The following is a 26,786-nucleotide window of genomic DNA, read 5'->3' as shown; positions in this document are numbered from 1 at the left end:
CATGACGGCGGAAAGCTGGCCGGCGAATCCGGGTTGGTCGGCGAGTCAGCCGCGCGGAGTGGTGGTGATGTGTACGTGGTCGAAGTGTCCGTAACCCGTGGCTTGCGGCCCGGCCGGCGTGGAGTAGACGCCCCGCCAGATCACGTCCTGCAAACCGAATCGGGCGGCGTTGGCGAGCGCGAACGCGCGGATCTGGTCGCCTAAAGCAATGCCCTCGGGACTCCCCGGGTTGGGGATCATGATGTCGATCGCGAGACCGCGCGGATGCCACGGCTTCGAGTCCGGCCGTACCCCGTCGATCGTGGCAATTTGGGGGAACTGCGCGCTGATCGTTCGTGCGACCAGGACTGTGTTGGGTTGCAGGCCAGCCTCATTGGCGACGCCCATGGGCAAGGCTGCGGGATCGTCCGGGATTGCGGCCGGGGGTGGAGCCAGGTCGCCGGGAGGCAGGCCGGGCATCGCGACGATCGCCGGGTCCTGCGGGGGGCGCACATCCGGTGGCAATGGCGGCGGCGCGGCGTTGTCGACCACCGCTTGCTGCTGGGGCGTCAACGCTGCGTACTGAGTTTCCGCGGCGGCGATCTGACGCAACAGTTCCTGCCACGTCGCGTTCAGGTCCGCGCGGATTGCGGCAGCCCGCTCGGCTGCGGCGCGGGCGTCGGCTGCTGATTGCTCTGAGGCACGGGCGACGGCTGCGGCACGCTCTCGCGTGTCCCGATATGCCCTCATCTGATCGGCGGTCGTGGCGTTCACCAGATGCTGCAGCGACAACTTGTCGATGAGACGTTGCGGCGACGGCGCGCTGAGAACCGCTGCCATCTGGCTTTCGCCGCCACCCATGTAGGTCATCGCCGCAAGGCGGTCGACCGCGGCCTGATAGGGCGCCAGTTGATTGTTCGCGGCCTCCAACGCGGCCAGGTCGGCTCGTTCGCGGTCCTCCGCCGCGGCCTGCTGGGCTTGCGCGGCGTCGGCGTCGCGCTGAGCGGAAGTGACGGCTTCGCGGCTGCGCACCGCCTGTTGAGACAACTCGTTCAGCCTGCCCAACGCGTCGTCGGCCGGCTCCGCGTGCACCGCACCCAGCGGCGCGGCGACCACAAGCAACACAGACCCGGCAACGCACACCGTCCGGCGAAGGCAGTGGCGAATCCCGGTCATGCGGATTGTCACGATCCTTCGGTCATGGAGCGGTCCTGGCCCGGCTGTCGATGTCCCGGGCAAGGCTACGAACTGCGCTGAACGTTGTCTAGCCGAGCAGCGACAAGACGCTGCGCCATTGCGGTGTCGGCAGACTAAGCGTCGTTCGACGTCGAATTTCCGTAGTCCCAGGACACGGTTCGAACGGGGCTCACGCGGATATAGGCGGCGCCGGGTCTGGGTTCGGTCGGCCAGTCGGACTCTGCCACGCCCCGAGCCCGAGCGCCTTCCCTCGCGAGCTCGAGCGCCTCCCCTGGTTCGCGAACAATGCGGGCGCGGCCTTGCAGCATCACACCGCGGATATCTGCCATCGTGGAGCCGTCTTCGAGCAAGACGCTCACGTTCGGGTTGCTCTCGATATTCGCCACCTTGCGGGTGCCATCTCGCACACCGAGGATGATGTCGCGGCCGAGGCGGAAGTAGCCGAGGGGCACGGAGTGCGGGAAGCCATCCTTTTCGATGGTGGTCAGGATCGCCCAGCCCGGGCGGCTATCCAAGTACGCCTCAACTTCGTCGTCACTGAGTTTGCGTGGCATCAGCACAGGCTAGGCGCCAACAGATTCCTCAACTCGACTGCCCACGCGGTCAATACGCCTCCGCGTCGAGCTCGAACAGCGACACGGGTCCGATGATCACGCCGTTGTCTTCGACGTAGCGGTCCCACAGCTCGAGCAAGTCAGCCAGTTTGTCGGGCCGCGAGGCGGCCTGGTCATGCACCTCGCCGGGATCACTCGAGAGGTCATAGAGCTGCCAGGTGCCTGGACCGTAGGGCGCGGGCAGATGAAGCGCCTTCCAATCGCCCTGGCGAATTGCGCGGCGGCCGAACAACTCCCACCCCGTACCGGTGTCGGCATCGTGCACCACATCAGCCTGTCCCGACAGGTAGGGCACCATCGATCGGCCGCGCATCGGCTCCACCTCCCTGCCCTGGTACTCGGTGCCGGGATGCGCGGCGCCGGCGAGCTCCAGCACAGTCGGTGCAATGTCCATCACCGTGGTGAAGGCCGTGCCGATGTCACGCTGGCGAGCAAAGCCCGGCCAGGTGACGAAGCCCACCACCCGGATACCGCCCTCGGTGGTGAACGCCTTGTGCAGCCGCGACGGCGCGGTGGCGGCCTGCGCCCAGCGCGGGCCATACCAGGCCCAGGAGGTGGGGGCACCGAGGTTGTCCACGCTGTTGTCACAGTGCTTGGCGACGAACGCTTCGATCTCGGGGCCGCGCATCGGCATGGCCTCGACGATCGTCCCCTCGGCGCCGTTGTCGGACAGAAAGATCACGACCGTGTTGTCCAACTCGCCGGTGCCGTCGAGGTAGTCGATCACCCGGCCGATGTTCCAGTCCATCCGGTCCACCATGGCGGCGTACACCTCCATGTTGCGGGCGGAGACGGCACGCTCCTCGTCGGTCATGTCTGCCCACTCCGGGGCGCCGTCGGCGACCACCGGGTGCGGCTCGACGTCGGGTGGGCACAGGCCCAGCCGGGTGAGCGCGGCCAGCCGCTCCTCGCGCAGCGCGTCCGGTCCGGCGTCATAGCGGCCGTGGTAGGTGGCGATGGTTTCCTGTGGCGCGTGCAACGGCCAATGCGGCGCCTGGAAGGGCAGGTAGGCGAAGAAGGGCTGGTCTTCACCGTCTTGGGGACGTTCGTGGAGGTACCGCAGCAGCGTGTCGGTGTAGGCATCCGACGAGTAGAAGTCCTCGCCCACCGTGACGAACTGATCGTCCTCGGTGAACATCGTCGGCACCGGAGAAAGCCCGCCACCCCCGCGGGTGCCGTAGTGGCTGGCACCGGCCGGCAACAGGGCGAAAGAGCGGTCGAATCCCCTTGCCCACGGCGACCTGTCGATCGTGTCACCCAGATGCCACTTGCCCGACATGAGCGTCAGGTAACCGGCGTCGCGAAGTAGTTCGGGCAGCGCCACGACCCGGTCGTTCAGATACCCCTCGTAGCCGGGGGCGCCGCGGAATTCAGGGGCGGCCATCTCGAGCATCGTGCCGATTCCGGCGACGTGGTGATCGGTTCCGGTCAGCAGCATCGCCCGCGTCGGCGAACAGGCCGGAGCGGAATGGAAATCGGTGAGCCTGATCCCCCGGTGGGCCAGTCGATCCAGGTTCGGGGTGTTGATTTCGCCGCCGAAGGCGCCGATGTCGGAAAATCCGAGGTCGTCGGCCACGATGACCAGAAAGTTGGGGCGCGTCACGTTGAAGAATCCTGTCACGGGCCGCCACTGGACCCGCCGTTAACGTGTTATTTCACCCGCGCCGCCACCGAGGTCTCTCGCGAACGCCGTCGCTTAGTTGGCGAGCTGGGGATTCTGCGAGGTCTAGCGTTAACGGAATGGGTTTGTTCAGTCATGAGGAGTTCCCGGATCCGGCCGCCGGCGGTGGTCGTGGTGGAGCTGTTGAGCGAGCTCGGGGTGCCCAGGTCGACGAGTACGGGGTGGATGAACCTGTGGTCGTGGGTCCGGGGTTGCCGCCTGAGGATGGTTCGTGCGGTCAGTTCACTGTGCAGTTTCACGTGTCGACGTCAATGCTGGCCGGGCTGACACGAATTGCGGGCATGCGTGGGGTGAGCGTGCCTGAGGTATGCCGGCAGGTGATCGGCGTGTTCGTCGCCCAGCAGGAGGGTGAGCTGGGCGCATTGCTTGCTGCCGAGGCCGAGGCGGCTGATTACCGGCCGAGTTTGGGTGAGGCTTAGTCGGGCCGAATCGACCGGTGGCACAACGGATTTTCTCGGACGGATGTTACGAATCGGGGCCGCCAGCCATTCCGGATCGAGGCTGCTCCATGTAAGTCATCGCTCAGGCAGTGGCGGAGTGGTGCTGAAGATCGGCCAACAGATCTCCGTGGCGGTGAAGGTCGTTGGCTCCGAGGCCGTACTGCCGAGGTAGTGTTCGCGGATCGGCCCCTGATGGGTGATCAAATGCTCGTTTGCGTATATCCCGAGAGCCGCGTAGCTGCGGTCGATCCCCTCATGGCCGCCGGGGTGCGTGAGTACCGCGAATTCGCCCTGAGGCAAGACCTCGGCACGGACACCCTCCGGTGGCTCCGCGGATGGCGGTGCGGGTACGAATAGGCTTGCATCCCCGTGGGATTCGAGAAATATCGATCGCTCGTAAAGCCCACCCGACACGACCGTCGCCGGAGCGCTTCCGGCTGCGGCGAGCGCGTCCCGCAGTTGGCTCAGTGTGGCCGCGAACCAGCTGTCGATCTCGGCAACCTCGATGGTGGCGCCGATGGACCACACCGCAAGCGCGGGTTCGGTGCGCAACTCCACGTGCGGCGGGGTGCGTACGGGCGATAGCAGCTCACGCAGGGCACCGACGGTGTCACGCGTCTGCTGCAGCTGCACCTCCATCTGCTCGAGATGCGTCGTGATGATCTCGGTTCGGGCCGCAGCGTCGTCAGTGCTCAGCAGCGCCTTGATGTCGGGGATGGACATGCCGAGGGCGCGGAACCGGCGAATGATGTGCGCGTGATCGACCTGGCTGGTGTCGTAGAGGCGGTAGCCGGTGTGGGAATCGATGTGAGCGGGTTCGAGAATGCCGATGTCGTGGTAGTGCCGCAGCGCCTTCCTGCTCAGGCTGGTCATCACGGCGAAGTCACCGATCGAGACCTGTGCGCCCATGGCGTCCTCCTCTTGCGATCCGCCGCCCGCATTGTCGGGTCAGGCCATCGTGCGACTTCCCCCTAGGGGAAGGTCAACTCTGCGGCTGGTGGTACGAATTCGTCCGGTCCGGGCTTGACCTTCCCCTTAGGGAAAGCTCCATCGTGGGCTCATGACCACAGATTGGGATGCACCCCCGGACACCATCAAGACGTTCATGACCGCACTCGGCGCGCGCGAAGCCGACCGAGCCCTCACGACGCTCACCCCCGACGCTGTCGTCACCGACGAGGGCCACGACTACACCGGCCACGACGAGATCGGGGACTCGGTCGCGACAGCCGCCAGCGAGTACAGCTACACCACCGAGATCACCGGCACGACCACGACCGACACTGCCGTCGACGTCGCACAGCATCTGGAGGGCAACTTCCCCGGTGGAGTCGCCGACCTGCATTACCGGTTCACCTTCGACGGCGCGCTGATCAGCCGGTTGGTGATCGAGCCGTGACGCGGCGCTGGTTCATCACCGGTGGCACACCTGGCAACTTCGGGACGGCGTTCGCCGAGGCGGCGCTCGAGACGGGTGACCGGGTGGTGCTGACGTCCCGGCGTCCGCAGGAGCTGGCGACGTGGTCCCAGCAGTACGGGGACCGGGTTCTCGTTGTGGCGCTGGACGTCACCGACCCCGACCAGGTACAGCACGCAGTGCGTGCAGCCGAGGAGCGATTCGGCGGTATCGACGTGCTGGTCAACAACGCCGGCCGCGGCTGGTACGGATCGATCGAAGGAATGGACGAGTCCTCGCTTCGGGCGATGTTCGAGCTCAACTTCTTCGCGGTGCTGTCCGTGACCCGAGCGGTGTTGCCGGGGATGCGTGCTCGCGGGAACGGGTGGATCGTCAACGTGTCCTCGGTCGCGGGATTGGTGTCGGCGGTCGGGTTCGGCTACTACAGCGCGACGAAGTTCGCCATCGAAGCCGTCACCGATTCCTTGCGTGACGAGGTCGCCGGACAGGGCATCTCCGTGTTGACGGTCGAACCGGGAGCGTTTCGTACGAACGCCTACGCCGGATTCGCCAATGAGCCTGTCGCGGAGCTGGTTCCCGTCTATCGCGACATGCTGAAACAGGTGCGCGCTGCTTTCGTCGAGATGGACGGGGTGCAGCCCGGCGACCCGCGTCGCGGTGCCCGTGCGGTGATCGCGGCGATGGCCCAGGACCCGCCTCCCCGTCGGCTAGTCCTCGGCAGCAGCGGGTACGACGCCGTGATCGGAGCGCTGGAGCAGAACCTGGCCGACATTCGGGTCAACGAAACGCTCTCGCGCAGCGCGGATTTCCCCGCCTAGCTACCGAACTTCGCGCCATGCGTTTCGACTATTCGAAGCCGCCTGACTGTCCGGGGAACTCCACCAGGGTGGACACTATGGTGTGGCCCTTTCTGCAACAGTGTTCAAGGTCGAACTTGGCGTCTCCGATGTCGATCACGGTTACTACGCCGATCACACGCTGACCGTCGCCCGTCATCCCAGCGAGACCGATGAGCGCATGGTGGTGCGGTTGTTGGCTTTTGGGTTGCGCGCACACCGGCTCAGCGACGTCGACGGTGAGTTGACGTTCGGGGCGGGCCTGTCCACACCCGGCGTGCCCGATTTGCGGCTCGCGGACTACACCGGCCGGATCCTGGAGTGGATCAACGTTGGCCAGCCCGACGAACGTGCCTTGGGCAAGGCCGCCAGCCAGGCCGACCAGGTGGTGCTGTTTCCGTTCGCCTCCGGCGTGGCTACCTGGTGGTGCACTGTGGGACCCAAAGTGGCGGGGCTGCCGAACCTGTCGGTGCTGCAGATACCGAACGCACCGGTTCAGCAGCTGGCCCATACCGTGGATCGACGGGTCTCGGCGCAGGTGATGGTGATGGAAGGTCAGGTGACGATGACAGTGGGCGATGTCGACGTAACCTTCACACCCGAACCTTTGAAGTGAATGCCCGAGTGTGGCTTCTCAAACTTCATGCCCACTCGCACACCACTGAACTGCGTTGATGGCACCCTTCTCACGCCATGCCCATGCTCGAAATCCTCAAGGGCCACATCGTGGGTGTTCCACGCATCAAACCATCGCTGACTGAAGGCGACCGCATCAAGCTCAAGAATCTCACCGAAATGTCGAACTGGATATCCAGTGGACCTTGGGAGTGGACATCAAATTTGAGAAGCCACAATTGTGGCTTCTCGCGTTTCACGACCACTCCGGGGTTCCCGCCCCACGCAGAAACGCAGTCAACATACGTATGGACGCAGACCGCCTTCGACACAGACGATCGCACTGCACAGCGGCTCCGATTACGCCGCGTCTGAATAGAGCAGGAGTTCACCCGAGATGACTCAGGCACCCTCGGCAGGAGCCGAAACCCAGTACATTGACGGGGCCAGCGCGCGATTCGCCTACCGAAGGTTTGGCAGCGGATCGGGTGTACCGCTGGTGCTGGCGTTACGCTTTCGAGGAACCATGGACCATTGGGATCCGCGCTTCCTCGACAGGTTGGCCTCGACACACGATGTGATCATCTTCGACAACCTCGGTCACAGCAAGACCACGGGCGCTGCCCCGACCTCCATGGATGCATTGGCGGGCGGGCTAGCGGAGTTCGTCGACGCACTTGGGCTCGCCCAAGTCGATCTGTTGGGATGGTCGCTGGGCGGGATAGTGGTGCAAGCCGCAACGCTCAACCGGCCGGACCTCGTGCGGCGCTTGATCGTTGCCGGAAGCTCTCCCGGTGGCGGTGTGCCCGACATGCCGGCACCTGATCCTAGGATCTGGCAGGTGGCGACCAAGCCCGTCAACGACGACGACGACTTCCTGTACCTGTTCTTCCCGGAGTCCGACGGTGCGCACCGCTTGGGCGTCGAGTCATTGCGCCGGCTGGATGCACGCACCTTGTCGGCCGATCACATTCCGGTGTCTCTGGAGACGATGCAAGCGCAGTTGGCTGTGATCGCATCAACAGGCTCGAGTATCTGGGATCGCCTCGCAGAGATTGCGATTCCGGTGCTGGTAGCCAACGGCGCGCACGACCGGATGATCGACGCATACGCCAGTTATGCCATGGCGGGTCGGCTGCCGAACGCTAAAGTGGTGCTCTACAGCGATGCCGGGCACGGCTTTCTGTTCCAGCACATCGACGATTTCACCCGCGAAGTTCTGACCTTTCTCGCATGACCACGGACACACCAGGAAGTGGGATGCATGGCGATCCGTGGGTCATCGGGTTTGGCAAAGGTGGCGAGGCGGACGTAGGCGCGGTCACTGAGACCTATATGACCGTCAGCCTGCCGGCCGCGAACGTGACCGCATCGGACTCGCTGGGAGAACTCCGATGAGGTTTCATCCGTCCGACACCGCAGTGGTGTTCATCGACCCCCAGATCGACGTGCTCAGTCCGCAGGGTCGCAACTGGGGAGCTGTCGGCGCCAGCGTCACCGAAAACGACACTGTCAACCACATGATCGCGATCATGGATTCCGCAGTGCAGCAGTGCTATCCGATGTTCATTTCACCGCACTATTTCTATCCGACCGATTCGCGCTGGCTGTTCAACGGCCCCCTGGAGTCCGACGAGTTCGCGTCGGGCACGTTCGCCCGCTCGGGCGCGCTCGATCTAAGCGGGTTCGCAGATTCGGGCGCCGATTGGCTGCCGGAGTTCAGGCCGTACATCGGTCATCCCCGGACCACGGTTGTCAGCCCGCACAAGGTGTTCGGGCCGCAGACCAACGACCTCGTCCTTCAACTGCGCAAACAGCGGTGTAATCGCATCATTCTCGGCGGCATGCTGGCCAACATGTGTGTCGAATCGCACCTGCGCCACCTACTCGAAGACGGCTTCGAGGTGGCAGTGGCTGTCGACGCTGTCGCCGGGCCCCGCCACCCGCAGTGGGGCGACGGCTACCAGGCTGCACTGGTCAACTATCGCTTCTTGGCGCATGCGGTCCTCTCGACTGCCGACATCATCGACCAAATGAGCGCGTCCGCGTGAGGCGGCGTGGACATGCGCCTGAGTGAAATTGTCGGTGCTGCTTCCGCAGCCGAGGTTTCGCGTCATCGGCCGTGAATGAGCCCGCCCGTCAAATGTGGTCTGCCACTAGAAGTACCGTCTTGCCGGGACCGCATTTGGTCGCCTGCGCCCTGCCGGCGGCGCTTAGGGGGTAGGTCGCCGCCACGGTAGGAACAAGGTCCCCCTGCGAGACCAGTGCCGCCAGTGTCGTCATACCCAGCCGATCCGCCTCGACCATCAAACCGGCAAGCCTGATGCCTTTTTCCGCCGCTGATTTTGCGACGGGTCGCAGCGTTTGGGGCAGCGTGGACACCAGCATCCCGCCGGGGTTGAGGACCTGCAGGGCCTTGTCGAGATAGTCGTTTCCCACCAGGTCGAACACGACATCCAAGGGTCCGGTCACACTGGCAAAATCTGTTGTGGTGTAGTCGATTACCTCGTCCGCTCCCAAGCCGGTGACGTACGTGGAAGCCTCCGGGCCGACCAGGCCGTACACGTACGCGCCGTACGCTTTGGCGATCTGTACCGCTAGATGTCCGACGCCGCCGGCCGCCGCCGTGATGAGCACCCGGCTTTCTGCGGTGATCTCGGCGGTCTCTACCAACGCCTGCAATGCCGTCAAGCCCGCCAGCGGCAGCGCGGCTGCCTGCACGTGATCGATGTTCGCTGGTTTCGGCGCGAACACGCGAGTCGGACCCACCACGAATTCTGCATACGCGCCGTGACCGCCGGGGAACGGCAACATCCCGAACACCTCGTCGCCGGGCCGATATAGCGTCACACCGAATCCGACCGCCTCGACCGTTCCAGAAACGTCCCAGCCCAGAACGAAGGGCGGGTCGCCGACCAGAACCCCGGTCTCACGATTCATGACGTCGACGGGGTTCACGCCAGCGGCATGCACACGCACGAGTATCTCCCCGAGACCGGGAGCGGGCCGGTCGATCTCGACTGGGTGAAGCACCTCGGGGCCGCCGAATTGGTCCTGGCTGATCGTTAGCATCGAGTGAATCCTTTCGTGCAGTTGCTGTTTTCGTCAGACTGGATCGGCGCAGCCCGTTCGGGCATCGGTCACGTGACTGTGGGTCGGGGCCCGTGGCGACTTACCTGAGCATGCCCAGCAGTTGGTTGAAGCACTCCGCCATCGAGGGATGTGTGTAGATCTCGTCACGCAATGCGGTGGCCGTAATGCCGTGCCGCATGGCGAGTGCCACGATGTTGATGATCTCTTGAGCGTCGTGGCACAGGAGCGCTGCGCCCAGGATCTCGTCGGTGCGAGCGTCCACGACCACCTTCATCATCCCGTCGGTTCGACCGACGATCCGCGCGCGGGCGACTGTCGCAAGCTTGACTACCGGGCTCACTGCGGTGAGCACATCGCGTCCGCCCGCTCGAGCTTGACGTTCGGTGAGCCCGACGCGCGCAAGTGGGGGCGTCAGAAACAGGCAACTCGGCACTGCCACACGGTCTGTCGCGCGCCGTGGTGCGGACGCCCCCTGGAGTTGGTCGAGGACGATGCGGTAGTCGTCGAGGGAGATATACGTGAACTGCGGTCCGCCGTTGACGTCGCCGACGGCGTAGATGTGTGGACGGGTCGTGCGCAGGTACTCGTCCACCACGATGGCACCGCTGCTGTCGACTTCCACGCCGGCGCGCTGGAGTCCGAGGTCGGTCGTGTTCGGTGCGCGGCCTGCCGCTATCAGCACAGTGTCGGCATCGATGGCGTGCATCGCACCCTCGGCGATGTACTCGACACGGGCCAGCGGCGGCAGTCCAGTGCGTTGAATGGTCTGCACCCCCGTGACATTCGCTCCCGTGAGAACCGTGACGCCGCGTTCCTGGAGCAGCTCGCGCACCTCTGTTGCGATGTCGTCGTCCTCACTAGCCAGGACGGTGGGGCGGTGTTCCAGGACTGTGACCGAGGTGCCGTAGGAGGCGTATATCGAGGCGAACTCCAGACCGATATAGCCACCTCCGAGGATCAGCAGTCGGTCGGGGCGTGATGCCAGACGCAGGAGCTGTGCACTGGTCACAGCTACGGGGCACTGTCGCAGCCCTGGGACATTGGGTATCACCGGTACCGATCCCGTGCCGATCACCACCGTGCGGGCATCGACCGTAACAACGCCGTGCTCGGTGCTCACCGCCACCCGGTGCTCGTCGACGAAGCGCGCGGTGCCGATTAGCACCGTGGCAGTCGCGATCGGATCGAACGCGGCGATGTTCGCCGACCGCAGGCCGGCGGTGAGTCGTTCGGTAGTGGCGACCGCTTGAGCGTAGACGGCCGCGCCGGCGACACCGCTGGCGCTCCGTTCACCCTGGAAGACCATCGATTTGGTGGGAACGCACCCGGTGTTGATGCAGGTGCCCCCATACATCAGCGGAGATTCCTCTGCCAAGACGACCCGCTGCCCGCGGGAAGCCATCATGGCGGCAAGTGTCTTGCCGCCCTTGCCGAATCCGATCACCAGCAGTTCCACCTGCAGGGTGGCGTCCTCGTTCATGAATACACCTACCGTCGTCGAGGTCGGTTGCGTGCAGAAGGCCTACTCGAAGGCGTAGTCACTGAGATCCACCGACACGATCAACGGTTCGGCGGCAGGGGTGTTGTCGTCGTTGCGCGGGAAGATGCGCAGTTTGGACGGTAGGACGATCCCCTGTACGTCGACGGGTTCGAGGAGGTAGCGGGCGGCGGGATTGCTGCCTTGGATGTCCACTTCGTAGTCGTGGCGGCGCAGGAGGCCCGTGTCGTCGATGTAGAAGGTCTGCACGGTGCTGTGGGTGGCGATGTCCTGGGGGAAGGTGACGCGCAACCTCCGCCAGGTCTCCCCGTTCTCGGTCCACGGGTCGATCTCCTCGGCGAGAACCCCCGGTCGGGCGAGGATGAACGGGGACGTCAGATAGGTCCACATCGTGTAGCCCGCGAAGTAGGCGACTTGCGCGTTGCTCCACGGGGTCTCCATGACGTAACCGGCGAACGAGTCGCGGGGCTCGTCAAGTTCCTCGACGACTTCGCCTGCCGGCGTCTCGATGGTGACTCGCTTTGGGGTGAACTGAGACCGGTGGTCGGTGGGTGCGAAAGGCCAGTGCGACACCCACTCTCGGGTGAGGTCGACGCGGACGTTGGCTTCCTCCAGAACAGTCGGCTGGCCCTTGAGTCCCCACAGCACGCCGCCCTGGCGGAGCCGGGCGGTCAGGAACGCGAACTGGCGGAAGCGGTTGAGGCCGCCGTGTGCTTCGATCGTGAAGTCGACCAAGCCGGTCATCGTGTCTCCTTAGCGGGTGTGCGGTGAAGCCGATCCCTGATTGGCTCCGTGCACCCAACTGTGGACCAGCGGCTCGCCGACGGGCATCCGTCAGATGACTGGTTCAGCGTCCTCGAGACGACCCCCCAGGGCTGCGTGAAGCTGATTGCGTCGGGTGATGCCGAGCTTGGGGAACACCTTGTACAGGTGGGCGGCCACGGTGCGGTGGGACAGATAGATGCGGTCGGCGATCTCGCGGTTCGTCATTCCGGCAACCGCCATGTGAGCGATCTGCAGTTCTTGGGCGGTCAAGGTCGCCGCCGCGTTGCTCCTGCCCGCCGTAGGCGCGGCGGCGGCGCCCGCGGCGCGCAACTCGGCGGCGGCCCGGTCGGCGAAGGGCTTCGCCCCGGCGGTGTCGAAGGCGGTGAAGGCGGCGGACAGGTGTGAACGGGCATCGAGGACGCGGCGGCGGCGGCGGAGCCACTCCCCGTAGAGGAGCTGCGTCCGCGCGATCTCCACCTCGGCGCCGCTGCCCTCGGCCGCCGATAGCGCGGCCCCGAATCTCTCATCGGCCTCCACCGGGCACTCCGCCACTAGCGCGCGGGCGCGGTGTAGCAGAAAGCTGTTCACGCCAAGGGCTTCGGCCTGATCTTCGATCGCGGCGAGCAGCGGGCGAACGGTGTCCGCTTGACCGCATCCCGCGGCGGCCTCGGCCAGGTCGGCGACCGCCCAGCGCCGACTCGTTCGATGCTGCGTCATCTTCAGCAGATGAGCGAGTGCGTCTGTGTGGTTGCCGTCGCACAGCGACGCGAAGCCGGCGGCCCAATGCACGTCGTCGTTCCAGAGGATGCTGGGGTCCGTGGCCAGATGTTCGCGAGAACGGTCGAGCGCGTGGCGGGCGCTCTCCGGCTGCCCCTGCCATGTCAACGTGCGGGACAGGATCGCCGCTGCCGAACCGGCGGTAGTCGGTAGGTTCATGGCTTCGGCCATCCGCAGCGCATGCTGTGCACTCACAGCGGCGGCCTGGAGTCGGCCCTGGGTCAACAGAATCTGCGACGCGCCCCTCAGCCCTTCACACTCATTGGCAGGAGAACCGGTTTCCCGGCCGTGCTTCTGCACCAGTCTGTAGCAGCGAAAGGCGTTGTCCCGGTCCGAGACTCCCTCGGCGGCCATTCCCAAGGACAACATCGAGAGCGGGTCGTCGCTGACCTCGTCGATCAACTCCGGTAGCCGGGCCCGGAACCGTGGTCCCTGGCCCACGTCGTCGACCAGTGCGAGGGCGATGGCCAGTGGCGGGTCGGAGGGGTCGTCCGACGAGTCGAACTGGTCGACGCGACGGATCGCTGCGATGACATCGAGCCGAGGTTGTTCGGCCAGGCCGTGCATCCGGCACTCGATTGCCGCGGCCCACAGCAACTCTCGTTGTCTCGGGTCCCCCTCGGGCAGTTTCCCGGACAGGGCCAGCAGTTCGGCGGCCGACTGGCCCGGTATCGCGGCGGTCGCATTGAGCACGAACCGGGTGATCGCTAGCCGCGTATCTGCGACGCCGTGCCCGGCCAGTGGCTCCGCCTCCTGAAGGATTCTGATCGCCTCGTCGATCAATCCCGCACTGCGCGCGACGTCGGCAGCGGACGCCAGCCGATCGACGCGCCGGTCGATGTCCGGGGTCAGGATCGCTGCACGCCGTAGCGCCGCAGCGGCTTCCGCGCCGGCGCCACGGGCTCGTGCCCTGTCCGCGGCACGCTCGAGGTCGGCGGCGACGTCTTCATCCGGGCCGAACGCCGCTTCGGCCCGATGCCAGGCGGCGCTGTTCGGATCCGTCGTCGCGGTCGCCAACGCACGGTGCACGATCGAGCGTGACGACAGCGGCGCCGCGCCATACACGGCGGATCGAATCAGCGGATGTCGGACCTGGATCTCGCCGCGGCCGACGACGATGAGGCCCGATCGCTCCAGCGGGGCCAGGTGTTCGGCGAGATTCAATCCCAGAACTTCTGCGGCGCTGTGAATCTCGGTCAACACCCCGTTACCGGCCGCGACAACGAACAGAAGGAGCCGGCTTTGATCCGGTAGCGCTGCCAGCTGAGTCAGAAAGGCGCGCTCGACGCGCCGGCTGGTGGGCAACGGCTCCCCCGCGAAGAGGACGGCGTCTGTGGCCCGCTCGCCGAGCGCAACAGCCATTTCGGTGACCGCCAGCGGATTGCCGCGGGCTTGCTCCAGCACGCGCCGACGGGTGTAGGCGTCGACCTCGCGGGCGTTGGTGGAGGCCGTCAGGGTCGCGGCGAGAAGCTCGGCGGCCTCGTCGGAGCCGAGTGGACCCAGCGGCAACCGGGGTAACCCGTCGAGGTACTGGGCGGTGCCGTCGAGCGCCGAGCGCACGGCACACAGCATCATCAAGGGCGCGTTGGTCAGTCGACGCGCCACGAAGGTCAACACGTCGAGGGTGGATTGGTCCAACCACTGTGCGTCGTCGACGACCAGCAGCAGGCGCCTATTGTTGGCGGCTTCTTCCAGCAGCCCGAGAACCGCCAGGCTGACCAGGAGCCGATCGGGTACTGGGCCGTCTTCCAGTCCGAAAGCGGTCATCAGGGCCGAACGCTGACGTGGGGGCAGTGCAGGTGCGTGGACGAGGAGCGGATGTAGGAGTTCGTGCAGCCCGGCGAAGCCGATCTCGCTGTGGCTCTGCACGCCCGAACAATAGAGCCGGCCGTACCCGTTGGCGCTGGCCCACTCACTCGCGCGCGCGAGCAGAGTGGACTTCCCGATTCCCGGATCCCCCTCGACCACCAACGCCGATCCGCCGGTGGACACAGCCGCCAGTGCGGCGATGACTTCGGCCAGTTCCGCTGATCGCCCGACCATCACCCGCTCGAAGGTACCAGAGCTGGGTTTGGCATACCAACTCAGCTAGGATGGCGGGATGCGTCGTGAGTTGTGGTCCGAGGATGCGTGCCCCATTGCGCGCACCATGTCAATACTCGGCCAACCGTGGGCTGTGCTGATCCTTCGCGAGGCCTTCCTTGGCCGGTCGCGGTTCTCGGAGTTCCGCGAGCAGCTCGGTGCCGCATCCGACGTATTGAGTGCTCGTCTCGGCGAACTGGTGGATGCCGGCGTCCTCGAGATGGTCGACTATCAAAACCCCGGCGACCGTAGGCGTAGCCGCTACGTCCTGACCAAAGCCGGGCACGCGCTAATCCCTGCGCTCGCGGCTATCGGCCAGTGGGGCCACATCCACCTCGCCCGCGCTCACAGCAGCGACCTCCGCTTCATCGACTCCTCCACCGGTGAGCCCGTCGGCGTCGTATTCCGCGGCTCGGACGGCGAGCGCGTACCTTCGTCGCGGGTCGCCCTGGTGGAGATCAAGCCCGAATGAAATCGAGCAGGTCCCGGCCCAGTTGCTGCTGATACTCACCGTGAATCCCGTGCGAGGCACCCGGATACACGCGCAGTGATCCGTAGCGGACCAGTTCGATCGCCTTCGACGCGGCATCGTGCATCGGGACGATTTGATCGTCGTCACCGTGTGCGATCAGGATCGGGACGTCGAGGTCCTTGAGGTCACCGGTCAGATCGGTCTCGGAGAACGCCTTGACGCAGTCGTAGGCCGACGCTAGACCCGCCTGCATGCCCTGCTGCCAGAAGTGGTCGATCAACCCCTGCGACACCCGTGCTCCGTTGCGGTTGAAGCCGTAGAACGGCAGCGCCAACTCCTTCCAGTACTGCGACCGGTCGGCCAACACCCGCGCGCGGATGTCATCGAACGCCGCGACAGGAGTGCCCTCCGGATTGGCCGCCGATTGCACCATCACCGGAGGAATGGCGCCGATGGTGACCACTTTGCGCACCCTGCCCGCGCCATGCCGCACCGCATAGCGCAACGCTTCCCCGCCACCCGTCGAGTGCCCGACCAGGACGACGCTTGACAATCCCAAACCGTCGATGACCGCGGCAAGATCGGCCGCGTAGGTGTCCATGTCGTTTCCGGCCCAGCTGTGTTCAGACCGACCGTGCCCGCGGCGGTCGTGGGCGATGGCCCGGAAGCCGTTGTCGGCGAACAGCTTCAGCTCGACGTCCCAGGCGTCTGCGCTCAGCGGCCAACCGTGGCAGAACACCACTGCGGGCCCACTGCCCCATTCCTTAAAGAAGAGTCGAGTTCCATCCGACCCGCTGAGGTACGGCACGTGTGCTCCAATCCCACTGTCCTGAAAATGTTTCCGGCATGCCAGTGTGGGATGGGCGCCGCGGTAGATGCCATAGGTCGAATTGCTACCGGAACCCACCCGGCACGCACGAGGAAGCGGTAGTCAACTGACGGATACAGCACGGGGTGGCTTCCTGCGAATGTGATCGACAACGGTTGGACCAGCAGCGCTAGGGAGACAGCACGATGACGACCATCGCACAGGACGCGGGAGCCGCCCTCGCGCCCAACCTTCGACTCGATGTGGCCGGGGACACCCTCGCCTACCGGCGAATCGGGACACCCTCGGTGACGTTGCCGCCGCTCGTGCTTTTCCAGCACTTCCGCGGAAACCTCGACTACTGGGACCCCGCATTGCTGGACATCCTGAGCGCGGACCGTGAGGTGATCACGGTGGATCTGCCCGGCGTCGGCGGATCCACCGGAACAACACCGGACAACGTCACTGACATGGCCCGCGGCGCCTTGCGGTTCATCGATGCGCTCGACCTCACCACCGTCGATCTGCTGGGATTCTCCCTCGGCGGGCACATCGCCCAGGAGATCGCCCTGATACGCCCCCGACTACCGCGACGCCTCGTCCTGGCCGGCACCGCCCCCCAAGGCGCACCGGATCTGCACCGCTGGTCTGACGACGTCTACACCTACGCCTGCGGCGACGACATCACCGCCGAGAACTTCCTCGCCCTCTTCTTCTCCGGATCGGAAGCCAGCGTCCAGCGCGGCTGGGAGTACCTCGCCCGCACCCACACCCGCACCGAGGCCCGCGACGTTGAGACGACGCTGGCCTGCCGCGACGCCCAGTATCAGGCGTTGATGACGTGGGGCATCCCGGAAACCTCGAAGCTGGAACGGCTCTCGGCAATCACGCAGCCCACCCTGGTAGCCAACGGCGACAACGACACCATGATGTCAACCAAGAACAGCTACCTGCTCGCCGAACGAATCCGAGGCGCACAGCTACGCATCTACCCCGACGCGGGACATGGCTTCCTCGGCCAGTACCCGGTCGACTTCGGCCACCACATCCGTCAGTTCCTCGGACGCTGAAAGGCACCTCGTGACGGACCTACTCCAGAAGACGCTGCAGGCGTACGGCGGGGCCGACCGCTGGAACCAGCTGACATCGGTGAGCGCACACAAGCGCTTCGGCGGAGCCATCTGGGACATCAAACAGGTCCCCGGCATCGTCGACGACGGTGACATCACGGTGTGGATCAAGGACCAGCGGACCTCCCTGTGTCCGTTTACCGCATACGACCTGAGGACCGCCTACACACCGGACCGAGTGGGTATCGAGACACTCGACGGCGACGTCGTGGAGATGCTCGGCGACCCTCGCGCCTCCTTCGCCGGCCACACCCTCGAAACACGCTGGACGACACTGCAATTGGCATACTTCACCGGCTACGCCATGTGGACGTACACCGCCGAACCGTTCAACCTCATTTTGCCCGGTGTACGCACCGAGGAAGGTGAGCCGTGGACCGAACGCGGCCAGACCTGGCGGCGACTGCATGTCAGCTATCCCGACTCCATCGCCACCCACAGCCCGCACCAGGTGCTCTACATCGACGACGACGGCCTGATCCAACGCCGCGATTACCAAGTGGACATCGCGGGCGGCTCCCCGGCCGCCCACTACGTCTCAGACTTCGACGAGATCGACGGCGTCATCATCCCGCGCACCCGCATGATCTACGTTCGCGATCCCGATAACCACCCGATCCCCGAGCAACTAGTGGTATCCATCGCGCTGACCGACATCACCCTCGACTGACCAACTCACACGAAGCAAATGGCGACTGCGTCAGCTGACGTAGACCACCGTGCCGATGGCCGCCGCCACACTGCTCGACGGCCTGGCCGCCAAGCCGAGGTCATCATGTTCGACAACGGGGCACCGGCTGTCCGGCGGTGTTCGGTCGCCCACGATTGACGACGGGCGTCGACGGCACTATCGCACTCATCCGCGCCCCTCTACGAGATCAGCTCCCTGTTGTTGTCGTCTCACCCTTCGTGGCTAATCGGCCATTCGCGGGTCACTTCAGGTGAGATTTGGTCGTGCAGTTTGAAAGGTCACAAGCGCAGCGACACCAATGACCGTTACCGCGCCATGTTCGTGAACCGCGACAGATGCAGCTGGTGTGCGACCGTCACCGTACGCGTAGGTCCTGCACGGTGTTTCGCGACGATCAGGTCGGCTTCGCCGCCACGCGGGTCGTCGGTTTCGAAGGCATCGGGCCGGTGCAGCAGGATCACCATGTCGGCATCCTGCTCGATCGATCCCGACTCGCGAAGGTCGGCCAGCATCGGCTTCTTGTCGGTGCGCTGCTCGGGACCACGGTTCAGCTGGCTCATCGCGACCACCGGAACTTCGAGTTCCTTGGCCAAAAGCTTGATCTGCCTGGAGAATTCGGAGACTTCCTGCTGGCGCGACTCGACTTTCTTGCCCGACGTCATCAGCTGCAGGTAGTCGAGCACGATCAGCCGCAATCCGGCCTTCTGATGCAGCCGGCGCGCCTTTGCGCGGATCTCCATCATCGTCAGGTTCGGCGAATCATCGATATACAACGGGGCTTCGCTGATTTCGCTCATCCGGCGCGCCAAGCGCGTCCAGTCCTCGTCGGTCATCTTGCCCGAGCGCATATCGGCGAGCTTGATCTTCGCTTCGGCCGAGAGCAGTCGCATGACGATCTCGGACTTGCTCATTTCCAGCGAGAACACGATGCTCGGAAACCGGTGCTTGATCGAGCAGGACCGCAAAAAATCTAGTCCCAGGGTCGATTTGCCCATACCGGGCCTGGCCGCCACCACGATCATCTGACCCGGGTGCAGACCGTTGGTCAACGCGTCGAGCTCTTCGAAGCCCGTCGGCACGCCCTTGGAGAGGCCGCCGTTCGAGGCGATGGCGTCGATCTCGTCCATCGTCGGCTGCAGCAGATCTTCCAGCGGCAGGAAGTCCTCAGCGGTGCGCCGCTCGGTGACGTCGTAAATTTCGGCCTGTGCGCGGTCCACGATCTCGTTGACGTCGGCACCTTCTGCGCCGGCGTAGCCGTACTGCACCACCCGGGTGCCGGCCTCCACGAGACGCCGCAACAACGCCTTTTCCGCCACGATGCCCGCGTAGTACCCGGCGTTGGCCGCCGTCGGCACCGTCGAGATCAGCGTGTGGAGATAGGGCGCGCCACCGATGCGGCGCAGCAGCCCGCGACGGTCCAGCTCGGCGGCGACGGTGACAGCGTCCGCGGGCTCACCGCGGCCGTAGAGGTCCAGGATCGAGTCGTAGACGTTCTGGTGGGCCGGCCGGTAGAAGTCACCCGGGCGCAGCCGCTCCAACACGTCGGCGATGGCGTCCTTGGACAGCAGCATGCCGCCCAACACGGATTGTTCGGCTGCTAAGTCCTGGGGAGGCTGGCGACCGAAGTCCTCAGAAGGAGGAGGACTGTCCATCCCGGGCTGACCGAGATCGTCGACGACCGCCATTGGGCTGCCCCACCTCCTCTTGAATTCGTCGAACTTCTGTTCGATGCACTATCAGAGGTGTACCCCACGCCCCCGACAAGCATTCGGCGTCACGATGATGAACCGCACTGCCGACGGCTCACGCTAGACGTTGCTGGGGCCCTCGCAAACCGAGCCTGTTCATCAACCTGTTAGTGGTTTGTGGATAGCTGGCAAAAGAGGTGTTGAGTCGTTGGGGAGAACCTGTGGATGACCGGCCGATTTTGGATTATCCGCCCAGCTAAACGCAGGGTAGCGCCAGGTGAGTGTTGTGGATGGCAAGTCCGTCGGCGTGTCGGCCTCGGTTGCGATCTCGGGCGTGTTGTGTTGCCGGAGGTTATGCGCCAGGTTAACGGACGGTTAGATTAGCTGTGGCGACCCCGCCCGGAAGTGTTCGCCAGAGATACAGCAATTCCCCGGGGGCAGCCACGCAGGGCCGCCACCCGGGGAATTGACGCGGACGGCTAACTCTGGGCCACGACGTCGACGGTGATGTCGACGTTCACCTCGGGGTGCAGGTGCACTCCGACGGTGTGGGCGCCAGTCGCCTTGATGTGTGCCTTGGGCAGCTGCACGGTGCGCTTGTCCAGGCTGGGTCCGCCGGCCTTCTTGATGGCGCCGACGATGTCGTTGGCGGTCACCGAGCCGAACAGCTTGCCCGAGTCCGCGGCCGACTTCACCGGCAGCTGGATCGAACCCAGCGCGGTGATGGCGGCCTTGATCTCGTCGGCGTGCTCACGATCGCGCACGGTCTTGGTCTCGCGGGCACGACGGATTTCGTCGGCCTGCTTCTGTGCACCGCGGGAGGCCACAATGGCCAGGCCGCGCGGCAGCAGGTAGTTGCGTCCGTACCCGTCCTTCACCTCGACGGTGTCGCCGGCGGTTCCGAGGTGCTCGACCTCAGCGGTCAAAATCAGCTTCATCTCGATACTTCCGTTCTCTACCGCGCCGCCGACGTGAACGGCAGCAGAGCAACCTCACGCGCGTTCTTGACGGCGATCGCGATGTCGCGCTGGTGCTGCACGCAGTTACCGGTCACCCGGCGGGCGCGGATCTTGCCGCGCTCGCTGATGTAGGTGCGCAGCAATTGCGTGTCCTTGTAGTCAATGTCCTGCCCCTTCTTCGAGCAGAACACGCATTTGCGGGTCTTGACCGGCTTTTCCGGTGCGGGACGCCGCTTGTTGGTCTTGGCCATGGGTCAATCTCTTTCGTTCTTCACAGTCGCGCCGTTGGCGCACAAAGGATTTCGTTGGGTATCAGAAGGGCGGTTCGTCGTCACCGCCGGCGAACGAACCCGACGCCGGGGCACTACCCCACGGGTCGTCGCCCGACTCACTGGCCGCTGCTGCCGCCGGACGGGAGCCCCCGCCACCACCGCCGCCGAAGCCGCCACCACCGCCGCTGCGCGAGGCCTTGTTGACCTTGGCGGTGGCGTAACGCAGTGACGGGCCGATCTCGTCGACCTCGAGCTCCACAACGGTGCGCTTCTCGCCCTCACGGGTTTCGAAGGAACGCTGCTTCAGCCGGCCCTGAACGATCACCCGCGAACCGCGGGTGAGGCTCTCGGCCACGTTCTCGGCCGCCTCACGCCAGATGTTGCAGCGCAGGAACAGCGCCTCGCCGTCTTTCCACTCATTGGTCTGACGGTCGAACGTGCGGGGTGTGGACGCCACCGTGAAATTGGCGACGGCTGCACCCGACGGGGTGAACCGCAGTTCGGGATCGGCCGTCAGATTTCCGACGACGGTGATGGTCGTGTCACCGGCCACAAGGTCCTCCTGGCATAGGCGGATGGATTCACCGCGAAGCCTACGTAAGAGCTCCGACGCGCGGCGCGCTTATCCACTCAGCGGATAGTGAGTCCGAACTGGACTCAGTGCTTATCGGTCCGCATCACCTTGGTCCGCAGCACGGACTCATTCAGGTTCAGCTGCCGATCGAGCTCGGACACGGTGGCCGGCTCGGCCTTCACGTCGACGACGGCGTAGATGCCCTCGGCGTGCTTGGCGATCTCGTAGGCCAGACGGCGCCGGCCCCAGATGTCGACCTTGTCGACCGATCCGCCGTCACTCCGGATGACGTTCAGGAACGTCTCCAGGGACGGGGCAACGGTGCGCTCGTCGAGAGTGGGGTCAAGGATGACCATGATTTCGTATGGACGCATGGGAACCTCATCACCTCCTATGGTCGTAGCGGCCACGGCGTGTCCGTGGCAGAAGGGTCGCCTGCGTCGGCAACCTGCACAGGCTACCGGAGTGCAGGCTGATCAGCGAAATCAGTTCCGCTGGCCGTAGTACTCGAGCGCCAGCTGCAAGGTGGCATCCGAGACCTGGTCCACCGCGCCGGCCTGGAACGGCGGCTGCGGGTCGTACTCGATCATCAGCTGACTGGCCTCCGCGGCCCGCCGTCCGACCAGCAGCTCGACCAGCCGCAGCGCCATATCGATGCCACTGGATACCCCGGCTGCGGTGATGATGCGCTCCGGCAGATGCTCGACGACCCGTTGCGGGGTGTAGATCGCGCCGAAGGACTCCAACAGCTCGGTGGCCCGCCAATGCGTCCCGGCCGTCAAACCGGTCAGCAGGCCCGCGGCCGCCAGCACCAGGCTGCCGGTACACACCGAGGTGGTGAAGGTGGTGTGCCGGTGCACCTCGCGGACCCAGTCCAGGACTGTGGTGTCCTCGACGAGCGTGCGGGTGCCGATTCCGCCGGGGAACACCAGGATGTCGGGTTCGGTGACGTCGTCGAAGGTGGCGTCAACCGTCAGCCCGAGCATTCCGTTGTCGCTGCGGACCTCGCCGCGACGATGCCCGACGAACACCACGTCGATCGACGGGATGCGCTGCAGGACCTCGTAGGGGCCGATCGCGTCCAGTGCGGTGTTATGCGGGAACAGTGCTATCGCGACTTGCATCCGGTGCCTCTTGTTCCTCGGGCGCATCGGCAACCGCCGTCGCGCGTGGGCGCAACCACCGCGGGAACCGCGTCGGATACGCGTCGTGGGCGCCGTCGAACACGCCCCCGGCAGGATCGTCGACCCGGCCGCCCCAGCGCACCAAATCCAGTTCGGGACGGTAGATCTGACGCACGACCAACACCATCAGGCCCACCACCGCGATGTCACGCAGCAGCACAGTGGCGGTGAACCACTGCTCGGGCAGACCCTTGTTGCCCTCGCCATAGAGGTAGTACATCCGGGGCACCCACACGAGCATGTCGATGGTCATCCAGGCCAACAGAATTCGGCGCTGCGGCAGAGCCAGCACCGCCAGCGGCACCAGCCACAGCGAGAACTGCGGGCTCCACACCTTGTTCACCAACAGGAACGCGGCCACCGTGAGGAACGCCAGCTGCGCCACCCGGGGCCGCTGCGGCGCGGTCAGGGCGATGTACGCGATTGCCGCACAGCACAACACGAACAGCACGGCGACGACGACGTTGAGGATCACCGGCGGCTGCCAGAACCCGAGGTTGGTGTCGAAGCCGTCCCAGCCGGTGAACGACTTCACCACGTTGTACAGGGAGTCCATGTCATCCCCGCGCCGGGAGTTGAGCCGGAAGAACTCCGACCAGCCGCGCGGAAACAGCACCATCACCGGGAGGTTCACCACGAACCAGGCGCCCACCGCGGCCACCACGGTCTTGGCGGCCTCGGGCATCCGGTCGGTGCGGATCGCCAGCACCAACAACGGCAGCAGCAGCAGTGCCGGATACAACTTGGCCGCCACCCCGAGACCGATCAGGATGCCCGCCAACACCGGCTTCTTGCGCGCCCACGCCAGCAGGCCGCCGATCGCCAAAGCCGTTGCCAGCGCGTCGAAATTGGTGAAGATCTGGAAGATCAGAACCGGGGACGCGGCCACCAGCGCGGCATCCCACACCCGCCGGCCCGCCAGCCACGACGACGCCCACACCGTTGTCAGCCACGCCAACGCCAGCCCGATCGCGGCGAAATTGAAGAACATCACCACTTCGGCGACTGCAGGCAGCGACACCATCTTGGCGACCGCTGTGTAGGTCTTGGCCAGTGCCATCGACACGTACTGGTACACCCCGGTCAACACGGGATATTCCATGTAGCGCACCGCGGGCTTGCCGTCATACCGGATCTGCGGCCGGCCGCTCGAATCGGTCTCGATCCAGCTCGACTTGTACGGAAAGCGGCCCTGGCTCAACAACTCCGCGCCGTAGAGCGGCACGGTGTCGGAGTAGCACAGCTCGAAGTAGGCGCGCTGATTCTGCCAGTTGGCCACCCGCTGATCGGGTGAGCCGGTGCCCACCGTCTGCAGGCACGGCGCCTTCGTCGACCAGCCCAGCGCCAGCACCACCAACGCCATCAGGAACATGACCCGCAACGGGGTGAAGATCCGGGTCCGGCCGATCAACGCGTGCCGGCCCACCGGACCGCCCACGACTTCCGAGAGTGCCGCGCCCACAGTGTCATTGCGGCTCGGCATGTCACGGTCGTCAGCGCTGCGCAGATCCTCGGCCAGCGGTGCAGGTGAGACGGTGGCGCGGCCGTCGATCACGGCGGCGGAGGCGGTAGCTGTACGCCGGGGTCACCACCGACCGGTGCCGGCTGGTCCGGCCCACCCGGTGGCGGCGGCGGCGGACCACCGCCCGGCGGAATCGTGATGGTGGTCGGCGGTCCCAGCGGAATCGTGATGCCCGGTGCCACTTCGATACTGGGCTGGATGACGGTCTCCGACGGCGGCGCGGGTGGCGGGGGCGGCGGCGCCGGGACACCGGCGTATCCGCCGATCTCGGTCGGCTTGGGGAACGACTCGTTGTCTGTTCCCTTCAGCGCGCCGTCCATCGTGGCCTTCCAGATGTCCGACGGGAGGCCCGAGCCGTACACCGGTCCGCCCGACGACGTGACCAGCGGTTGCGTGCCGTCAGTGGTGCCGACCCAGACAGCCGTCGACAACGACGGGGTGTAGCCGACCATCCACGCGTCGCGGTTGGCGTCGGTGTCGCCGAGCTGATTGGTTCCGGTCTTGGCCGCCGACGGCCTCCCACCCGCCAGATTGTGTCCGCGTGAATAGCCGGCGATCGGCTGCATCGCCGCGGTCACATTGTCGGCGACCGCCTTGGGAATTCGCTGCTCGCCGCTGTTGTCGGCAGTACTGGCGTCGAAGAGCACCTCGCCGCGCGAGTTGACCACCTTCTGCACGAAGTGCGGCTTGTGATACACGCCGGAGTCGGCCAACGTGGCGTAGGCCGAGGCCATGTCGATCACCCGCGACTGGTACTGGCCCAGCACCACACCATTGTTCGGCGGGCCGCCCTTGCCGTCCTCGGACAACGTGTGGGGCACCCCGGGGAAGCTTTCCGCAACACCGGCCCGGTGCGCGGCGTCCGCCACATCACTCGGGCCGTTCTTGAGCTTGAGCATCAGCCGGTAGTACGAGGTGTTCAGCGAGCGCTTCAATGCCTCCGCGATGTTGCAGACACCGCAGCCCTCACCCTCGACGTTGGTGATCTTGATGCCGTTGACGGTGACCGGCGAGCTGTCGATCTGATAGCCGAGCCCCATGCCCTGCTCGAGCGCGGCCACCAACGCGAACACCTTGAACGACGAGCCGGTAGGCAGACCGGCCTGCGCGAAGTCGAAGCCCTGCGCATCCGAACCGCCGTAATAGGCCTTCACTCCACCGGTTTTCGGATCGATGGACACCACCGCCGAACGCATGTCCGGCATCTCGCCATCGAGATACTTCGACACCGCGTCCTCGGCGGCCTTCTGCGCCTGCGGGTCGATCGTCGTGGTGATCTGCAGGCCCTGAGTGTTCAGGGTCTGCTCATCGATGTTGAACAGATCCAGCAGTTCCTTGGTGACCTGACGTTCGATCAGGCCGTTCGGCCCGGTGGTGACGTTGTTCGAGCGGGCCTGCTCCGGCGACACCGTCGGCGGGAAAACCTGTTGGGAGCGTTCGTCCTTCGACAGCGCGCCCATCGACACCATGCCGTCGAGCACCCAGTTCCACCGCGTGGCCGCACCGTCGGGGTCGACCGCCGGATCCAGGGTCGACGGCCTTTGGATCAGCGCGGCCAGCAGCGCACCCTCGGCGACCGTCAACTGCTCGACCGGCTTGTCGAAGTACGCCTTCGAAGCCGCCGCGATGCCGTAGGCACCGCGGCCGAAATAGATGATGTTCAGATACGCCTGCAGGATTTGGTCTTTGGACCACTCGCCGGTCATCTTCGTGGAGATGACGAGCTCCTTGGCCTTACGCACCACACCGCCGACCCCGGATCGGGCGTCACCGACGAGCGCGTTCTTCACATACTGCTGGGTGATCGTCGACCCGCCCTGAAGGTCGCCGCCGAAAAGATTGTTCTTGAGTGCGCGGGCAAAGCCGGTGAAGGAAAAGCCCGGATTGCTGTAGAAGTCGCGGTCTTCGGCGGCCATCACCGCGTTGCGGACCTGCACCGGCACCTGGTCGATGTTGACGTCGATCCGGTTGCCTTCCGGCGGAACGATTTTCGCGAGCTCGGAGCCGTCGCTTGCCAGGATCGTCGACACCTGGTTGGTCCGCAGATCCCCAGGCTGAGGCACCTGGACGATCAGGTAGGCCATCCCGAAGGTGATCAGCGGCAGCACGATCAACACGACGGCGGCCAGGTACAACGACCGGCGCACCCACTTCCAGTTGACCTGCTGGGAGAACGTCGGCGGCTTCAACGGCGGCGGGCCACCCGGCCCCCCGGCGCCACCCGGGCGGCGCGGCGGGGGCGGCGGGGGAAGCTTCGGCGGCGGAGTGCCGTCCAACGCTGCCTTGACGACGTCGACCGGGTCACGCAGCTGCGGTGGGGTGTCGCGGACCGGTTCGATGATCGACGTCAACCGGTCATCCGGCGGCACCTGCCGGCGGGGTGCGGATCGGGACGGGCCAGACCCGTCGCCCGCCGCGGGGAATCGCGTGGTCGGTGGCTCGGAGTTGCCGGACGCACCCTGGGCCCCTGAACCTGTGCGGTTGTCAGTGGC

Annotated in this window: 26 protein-coding genes; 9 read left to right on the top strand and 17 right to left on the bottom strand. The window is 65.5% G+C overall.

Annotated features, from left to right (window positions below):
- Nucleotides 1-45: 45 nt before the first annotated feature.
- The 3 genes from AB4879_RS08635 to AB4879_RS08625 all read right to left on the bottom strand — a co-directional run bounded on the left by AB4879_RS08635 (nt 46) and on the right by AB4879_RS08625 (nt 3,393).
- Nucleotides 46-1,155, bottom strand: a complete 1,110-nt coding sequence (locus AB4879_RS08635) for a glycoside hydrolase (RefSeq protein WP_370507258.1) — start codon at nt 1,153-1,155, stop codon at nt 46-48.
- A 134-nt stretch (nt 1,156-1,289) separates the two neighbouring features.
- On the bottom strand, nt 1,290-1,730 hold the full coding sequence (locus tag AB4879_RS08630) for a pyridoxamine 5'-phosphate oxidase family protein (protein ID WP_370507257.1): 441 nt from the start codon (nt 1,728-1,730) through the stop codon (nt 1,290-1,292).
- A gap of 49 nt (nt 1,731-1,779) precedes the next feature.
- Nucleotides 1,780-3,393 carry an arylsulfatase gene (locus AB4879_RS08625; RefSeq protein ID WP_370507256.1) on the bottom strand — a complete coding sequence of 538 codons (1,614 nt, stop codon included), beginning with the start codon at nt 3,391-3,393 and terminating at the stop codon, nt 1,780-1,782.
- A 137-nt stretch (nt 3,394-3,530) separates the two neighbouring features.
- On the opposite strand from AB4879_RS08625, the gene AB4879_RS08620 reads away from it, so the two are divergent.
- Nucleotides 3,531-3,890, top strand: a complete 360-nt coding sequence (locus AB4879_RS08620) for a hypothetical protein (RefSeq protein ID WP_102805870.1) — start codon at nt 3,531-3,533, stop codon at nt 3,888-3,890.
- 96 nt (nt 3,891-3,986) lie between these two features.
- Here AB4879_RS08620 and AB4879_RS08615 read toward each other — a convergent pair whose 3' ends face one another.
- Nucleotides 3,987-4,820, bottom strand: coding sequence for a MerR family transcriptional regulator (locus AB4879_RS08615; RefSeq protein ID WP_370507255.1), 834 nt, complete (start codon nt 4,818-4,820; stop codon nt 3,987-3,989).
- A 151-nt stretch (nt 4,821-4,971) separates the two neighbouring features.
- On the opposite strand from AB4879_RS08615, the gene AB4879_RS08610 reads away from it, so the two are divergent.
- From AB4879_RS08610 to AB4879_RS08590, 5 genes are all read left to right on the top strand, one after another.
- Nucleotides 4,972-5,310: a nuclear transport factor 2 family protein gene (locus AB4879_RS08610; protein WP_370507254.1), complete on the top strand. Its 339-nt coding sequence runs from the start codon at nt 4,972-4,974 to the stop codon at nt 5,308-5,310.
- On the top strand, nt 5,307-6,146 hold the full coding sequence (locus AB4879_RS08605) for an SDR family NAD(P)-dependent oxidoreductase (RefSeq protein WP_370507253.1): 840 nt from the start codon (nt 5,307-5,309) through the stop codon (nt 6,144-6,146). The genes AB4879_RS08610 and AB4879_RS08605 overlap by 4 nt, the downstream gene beginning before the upstream one ends.
- An 82-nt stretch (nt 6,147-6,228) precedes the next feature.
- On the top strand, nt 6,229-6,780 hold the full coding sequence (locus AB4879_RS08600) for a YaeQ family protein (protein ID WP_370507252.1): 552 nt from the start codon (nt 6,229-6,231) through the stop codon (nt 6,778-6,780).
- Between the two features lie 396 nt (nt 6,781-7,176).
- Complete coding sequence (locus AB4879_RS08595; RefSeq protein ID WP_370507251.1) at nt 7,177-8,016, top strand: alpha/beta fold hydrolase; 840 nt, start codon at nt 7,177-7,179, stop codon at nt 8,014-8,016.
- Between the two features lie 157 nt (nt 8,017-8,173).
- Nucleotides 8,174-8,830, top strand: a complete 657-nt coding sequence (locus AB4879_RS08590) for an isochorismatase family protein (protein ID WP_102805864.1) — start codon at nt 8,174-8,176, stop codon at nt 8,828-8,830.
- Nucleotides 8,831-8,918: 88 nt separating this feature from the next.
- Here the strand turns inward: AB4879_RS08590 and AB4879_RS08585 are convergent, their stop codons facing one another.
- The 4 genes from AB4879_RS08585 to AB4879_RS08570 all read right to left on the bottom strand — a co-directional run bounded on the left by AB4879_RS08585 (nt 8,919) and on the right by AB4879_RS08570 (nt 14,955).
- Nucleotides 8,919-9,758, bottom strand: coding sequence for an NADP-dependent oxidoreductase (locus tag AB4879_RS08585; protein WP_370507250.1), 840 nt, complete (start codon nt 9,756-9,758; stop codon nt 8,919-8,921).
- 193 nt (nt 9,759-9,951) lie between these two features.
- Entirely contained in the window at nt 9,952-11,352 is a 1,401-nt protein-coding gene (locus AB4879_RS08580) for an FAD-dependent oxidoreductase (RefSeq protein WP_370507249.1), read from the bottom strand.
- Nucleotides 11,353-11,394: 42 nt separating this feature from the next.
- Complete coding sequence (locus AB4879_RS08575) at nt 11,395-12,114, bottom strand: hypothetical protein (RefSeq protein ID WP_102805862.1); 720 nt, start codon at nt 12,112-12,114, stop codon at nt 11,395-11,397.
- A gap of 90 nt (nt 12,115-12,204) precedes the next feature.
- Nucleotides 12,205-14,955, bottom strand: coding sequence for an AAA family ATPase (locus AB4879_RS08570; RefSeq protein ID WP_370507470.1), 2,751 nt, complete (start codon nt 14,953-14,955; stop codon nt 12,205-12,207).
- Nucleotides 14,956-15,013: 58 nt separating this feature from the next.
- On the opposite strand from AB4879_RS08570, the gene AB4879_RS08565 reads away from it, so the two are divergent.
- Nucleotides 15,014-15,466 (top strand): winged helix-turn-helix transcriptional regulator, encoded by a 453-nt coding sequence (locus AB4879_RS08565; RefSeq protein ID WP_370507248.1) that lies wholly within the window; start codon nt 15,014-15,016, stop codon nt 15,464-15,466.
- On the opposite strand, the gene AB4879_RS08560 is transcribed toward AB4879_RS08565, so the two are convergent.
- Nucleotides 15,453-16,274 carry an alpha/beta fold hydrolase gene (locus AB4879_RS08560; protein ID WP_370507247.1) on the bottom strand — a complete coding sequence of 274 codons (822 nt, stop codon included), beginning with the start codon at nt 16,272-16,274 and terminating at the stop codon, nt 15,453-15,455. The two genes, AB4879_RS08565 and AB4879_RS08560, sit on opposite strands and share 14 nt — an antisense overlap.
- Before the next feature lie 206 nt (nt 16,275-16,480).
- Here AB4879_RS08560 and AB4879_RS08555 point away from each other — a divergent pair, with 206 nt between their 5' ends.
- Nucleotides 16,481-17,344 (top strand): alpha/beta fold hydrolase, encoded by an 864-nt coding sequence (locus tag AB4879_RS08555; protein WP_370507246.1) that lies wholly within the window; start codon nt 16,481-16,483, stop codon nt 17,342-17,344.
- Nucleotides 17,345-17,354: 10 nt separating this feature from the next.
- The gene (locus tag AB4879_RS08550; RefSeq protein ID WP_370507245.1) at nt 17,355-18,074 is read left to right on the top strand and encodes a hypothetical protein; all 720 of its coding nucleotides are present in this window, start codon (nt 17,355-17,357) and stop codon (nt 18,072-18,074) included.
- A gap of 326 nt (nt 18,075-18,400) precedes the next feature.
- Here the strand turns inward: AB4879_RS08550 and dnaB are convergent, their stop codons facing one another.
- The 8 genes from dnaB to AB4879_RS08510 form a co-directional block, all read right to left on the bottom strand.
- The gene (gene dnaB / locus AB4879_RS08545) at nt 18,401-19,780 is read right to left on the bottom strand and encodes a replicative DNA helicase (protein WP_370507244.1); all 1,380 of its coding nucleotides are present in this window, start codon (nt 19,778-19,780) and stop codon (nt 18,401-18,403) included.
- A gap of 482 nt (nt 19,781-20,262) precedes the next feature.
- Nucleotides 20,263-20,721, bottom strand: coding sequence for a 50S ribosomal protein L9 (rplI, locus tag AB4879_RS08540; RefSeq protein ID WP_036342194.1), 459 nt, complete (start codon nt 20,719-20,721; stop codon nt 20,263-20,265).
- A 17-nt stretch (nt 20,722-20,738) separates the two neighbouring features.
- The gene (gene rpsR / locus AB4879_RS08535) at nt 20,739-20,993 is read right to left on the bottom strand and encodes a 30S ribosomal protein S18 (RefSeq protein ID WP_005142196.1); all 255 of its coding nucleotides are present in this window, start codon (nt 20,991-20,993) and stop codon (nt 20,739-20,741) included.
- A 61-nt stretch (nt 20,994-21,054) separates the two neighbouring features.
- Nucleotides 21,055-21,567: a single-stranded DNA-binding protein gene (locus tag AB4879_RS08530; protein ID WP_370507243.1), complete on the bottom strand. Its 513-nt coding sequence runs from the start codon at nt 21,565-21,567 to the stop codon at nt 21,055-21,057.
- A 104-nt stretch (nt 21,568-21,671) separates the two neighbouring features.
- On the bottom strand, nt 21,672-21,962 hold the full coding sequence (gene rpsF / locus AB4879_RS08525) for a 30S ribosomal protein S6 (RefSeq protein ID WP_036342207.1): 291 nt from the start codon (nt 21,960-21,962) through the stop codon (nt 21,672-21,674).
- Between the two features lie 111 nt (nt 21,963-22,073).
- Nucleotides 22,074-22,712, bottom strand: coding sequence for a DJ-1/PfpI family protein (locus tag AB4879_RS08520; RefSeq protein ID WP_370507242.1), 639 nt, complete (start codon nt 22,710-22,712; stop codon nt 22,074-22,076).
- Complete coding sequence (locus AB4879_RS08515) at nt 22,681-24,255, bottom strand: glycosyltransferase family 87 protein (protein ID WP_370507469.1); 1,575 nt, start codon at nt 24,253-24,255, stop codon at nt 22,681-22,683. Before AB4879_RS08515 ends, AB4879_RS08520 begins: the two co-directional genes overlap by 32 nt.
- A gap of 68 nt (nt 24,256-24,323) precedes the next feature.
- The gene (locus AB4879_RS08510; RefSeq protein ID WP_370507241.1) at nt 24,324-26,663 is read right to left on the bottom strand and encodes a transglycosylase domain-containing protein; all 2,340 of its coding nucleotides are present in this window, start codon (nt 26,661-26,663) and stop codon (nt 24,324-24,326) included.
- Nucleotides 26,664-26,786 lie beyond the last annotated feature (123 nt).

It is taken from the genome of Mycobacterium sp. SA01, from assembly GCF_041287105.1.
In the GTDB taxonomy this organism is placed as follows: domain Bacteria; phylum Actinomycetota; class Actinomycetes; order Mycobacteriales; family Mycobacteriaceae; genus Mycobacterium.
Note: the sequence above shows the minus strand (reverse complement) of the source record. Positions and strands in the feature narration are given on the sequence as shown.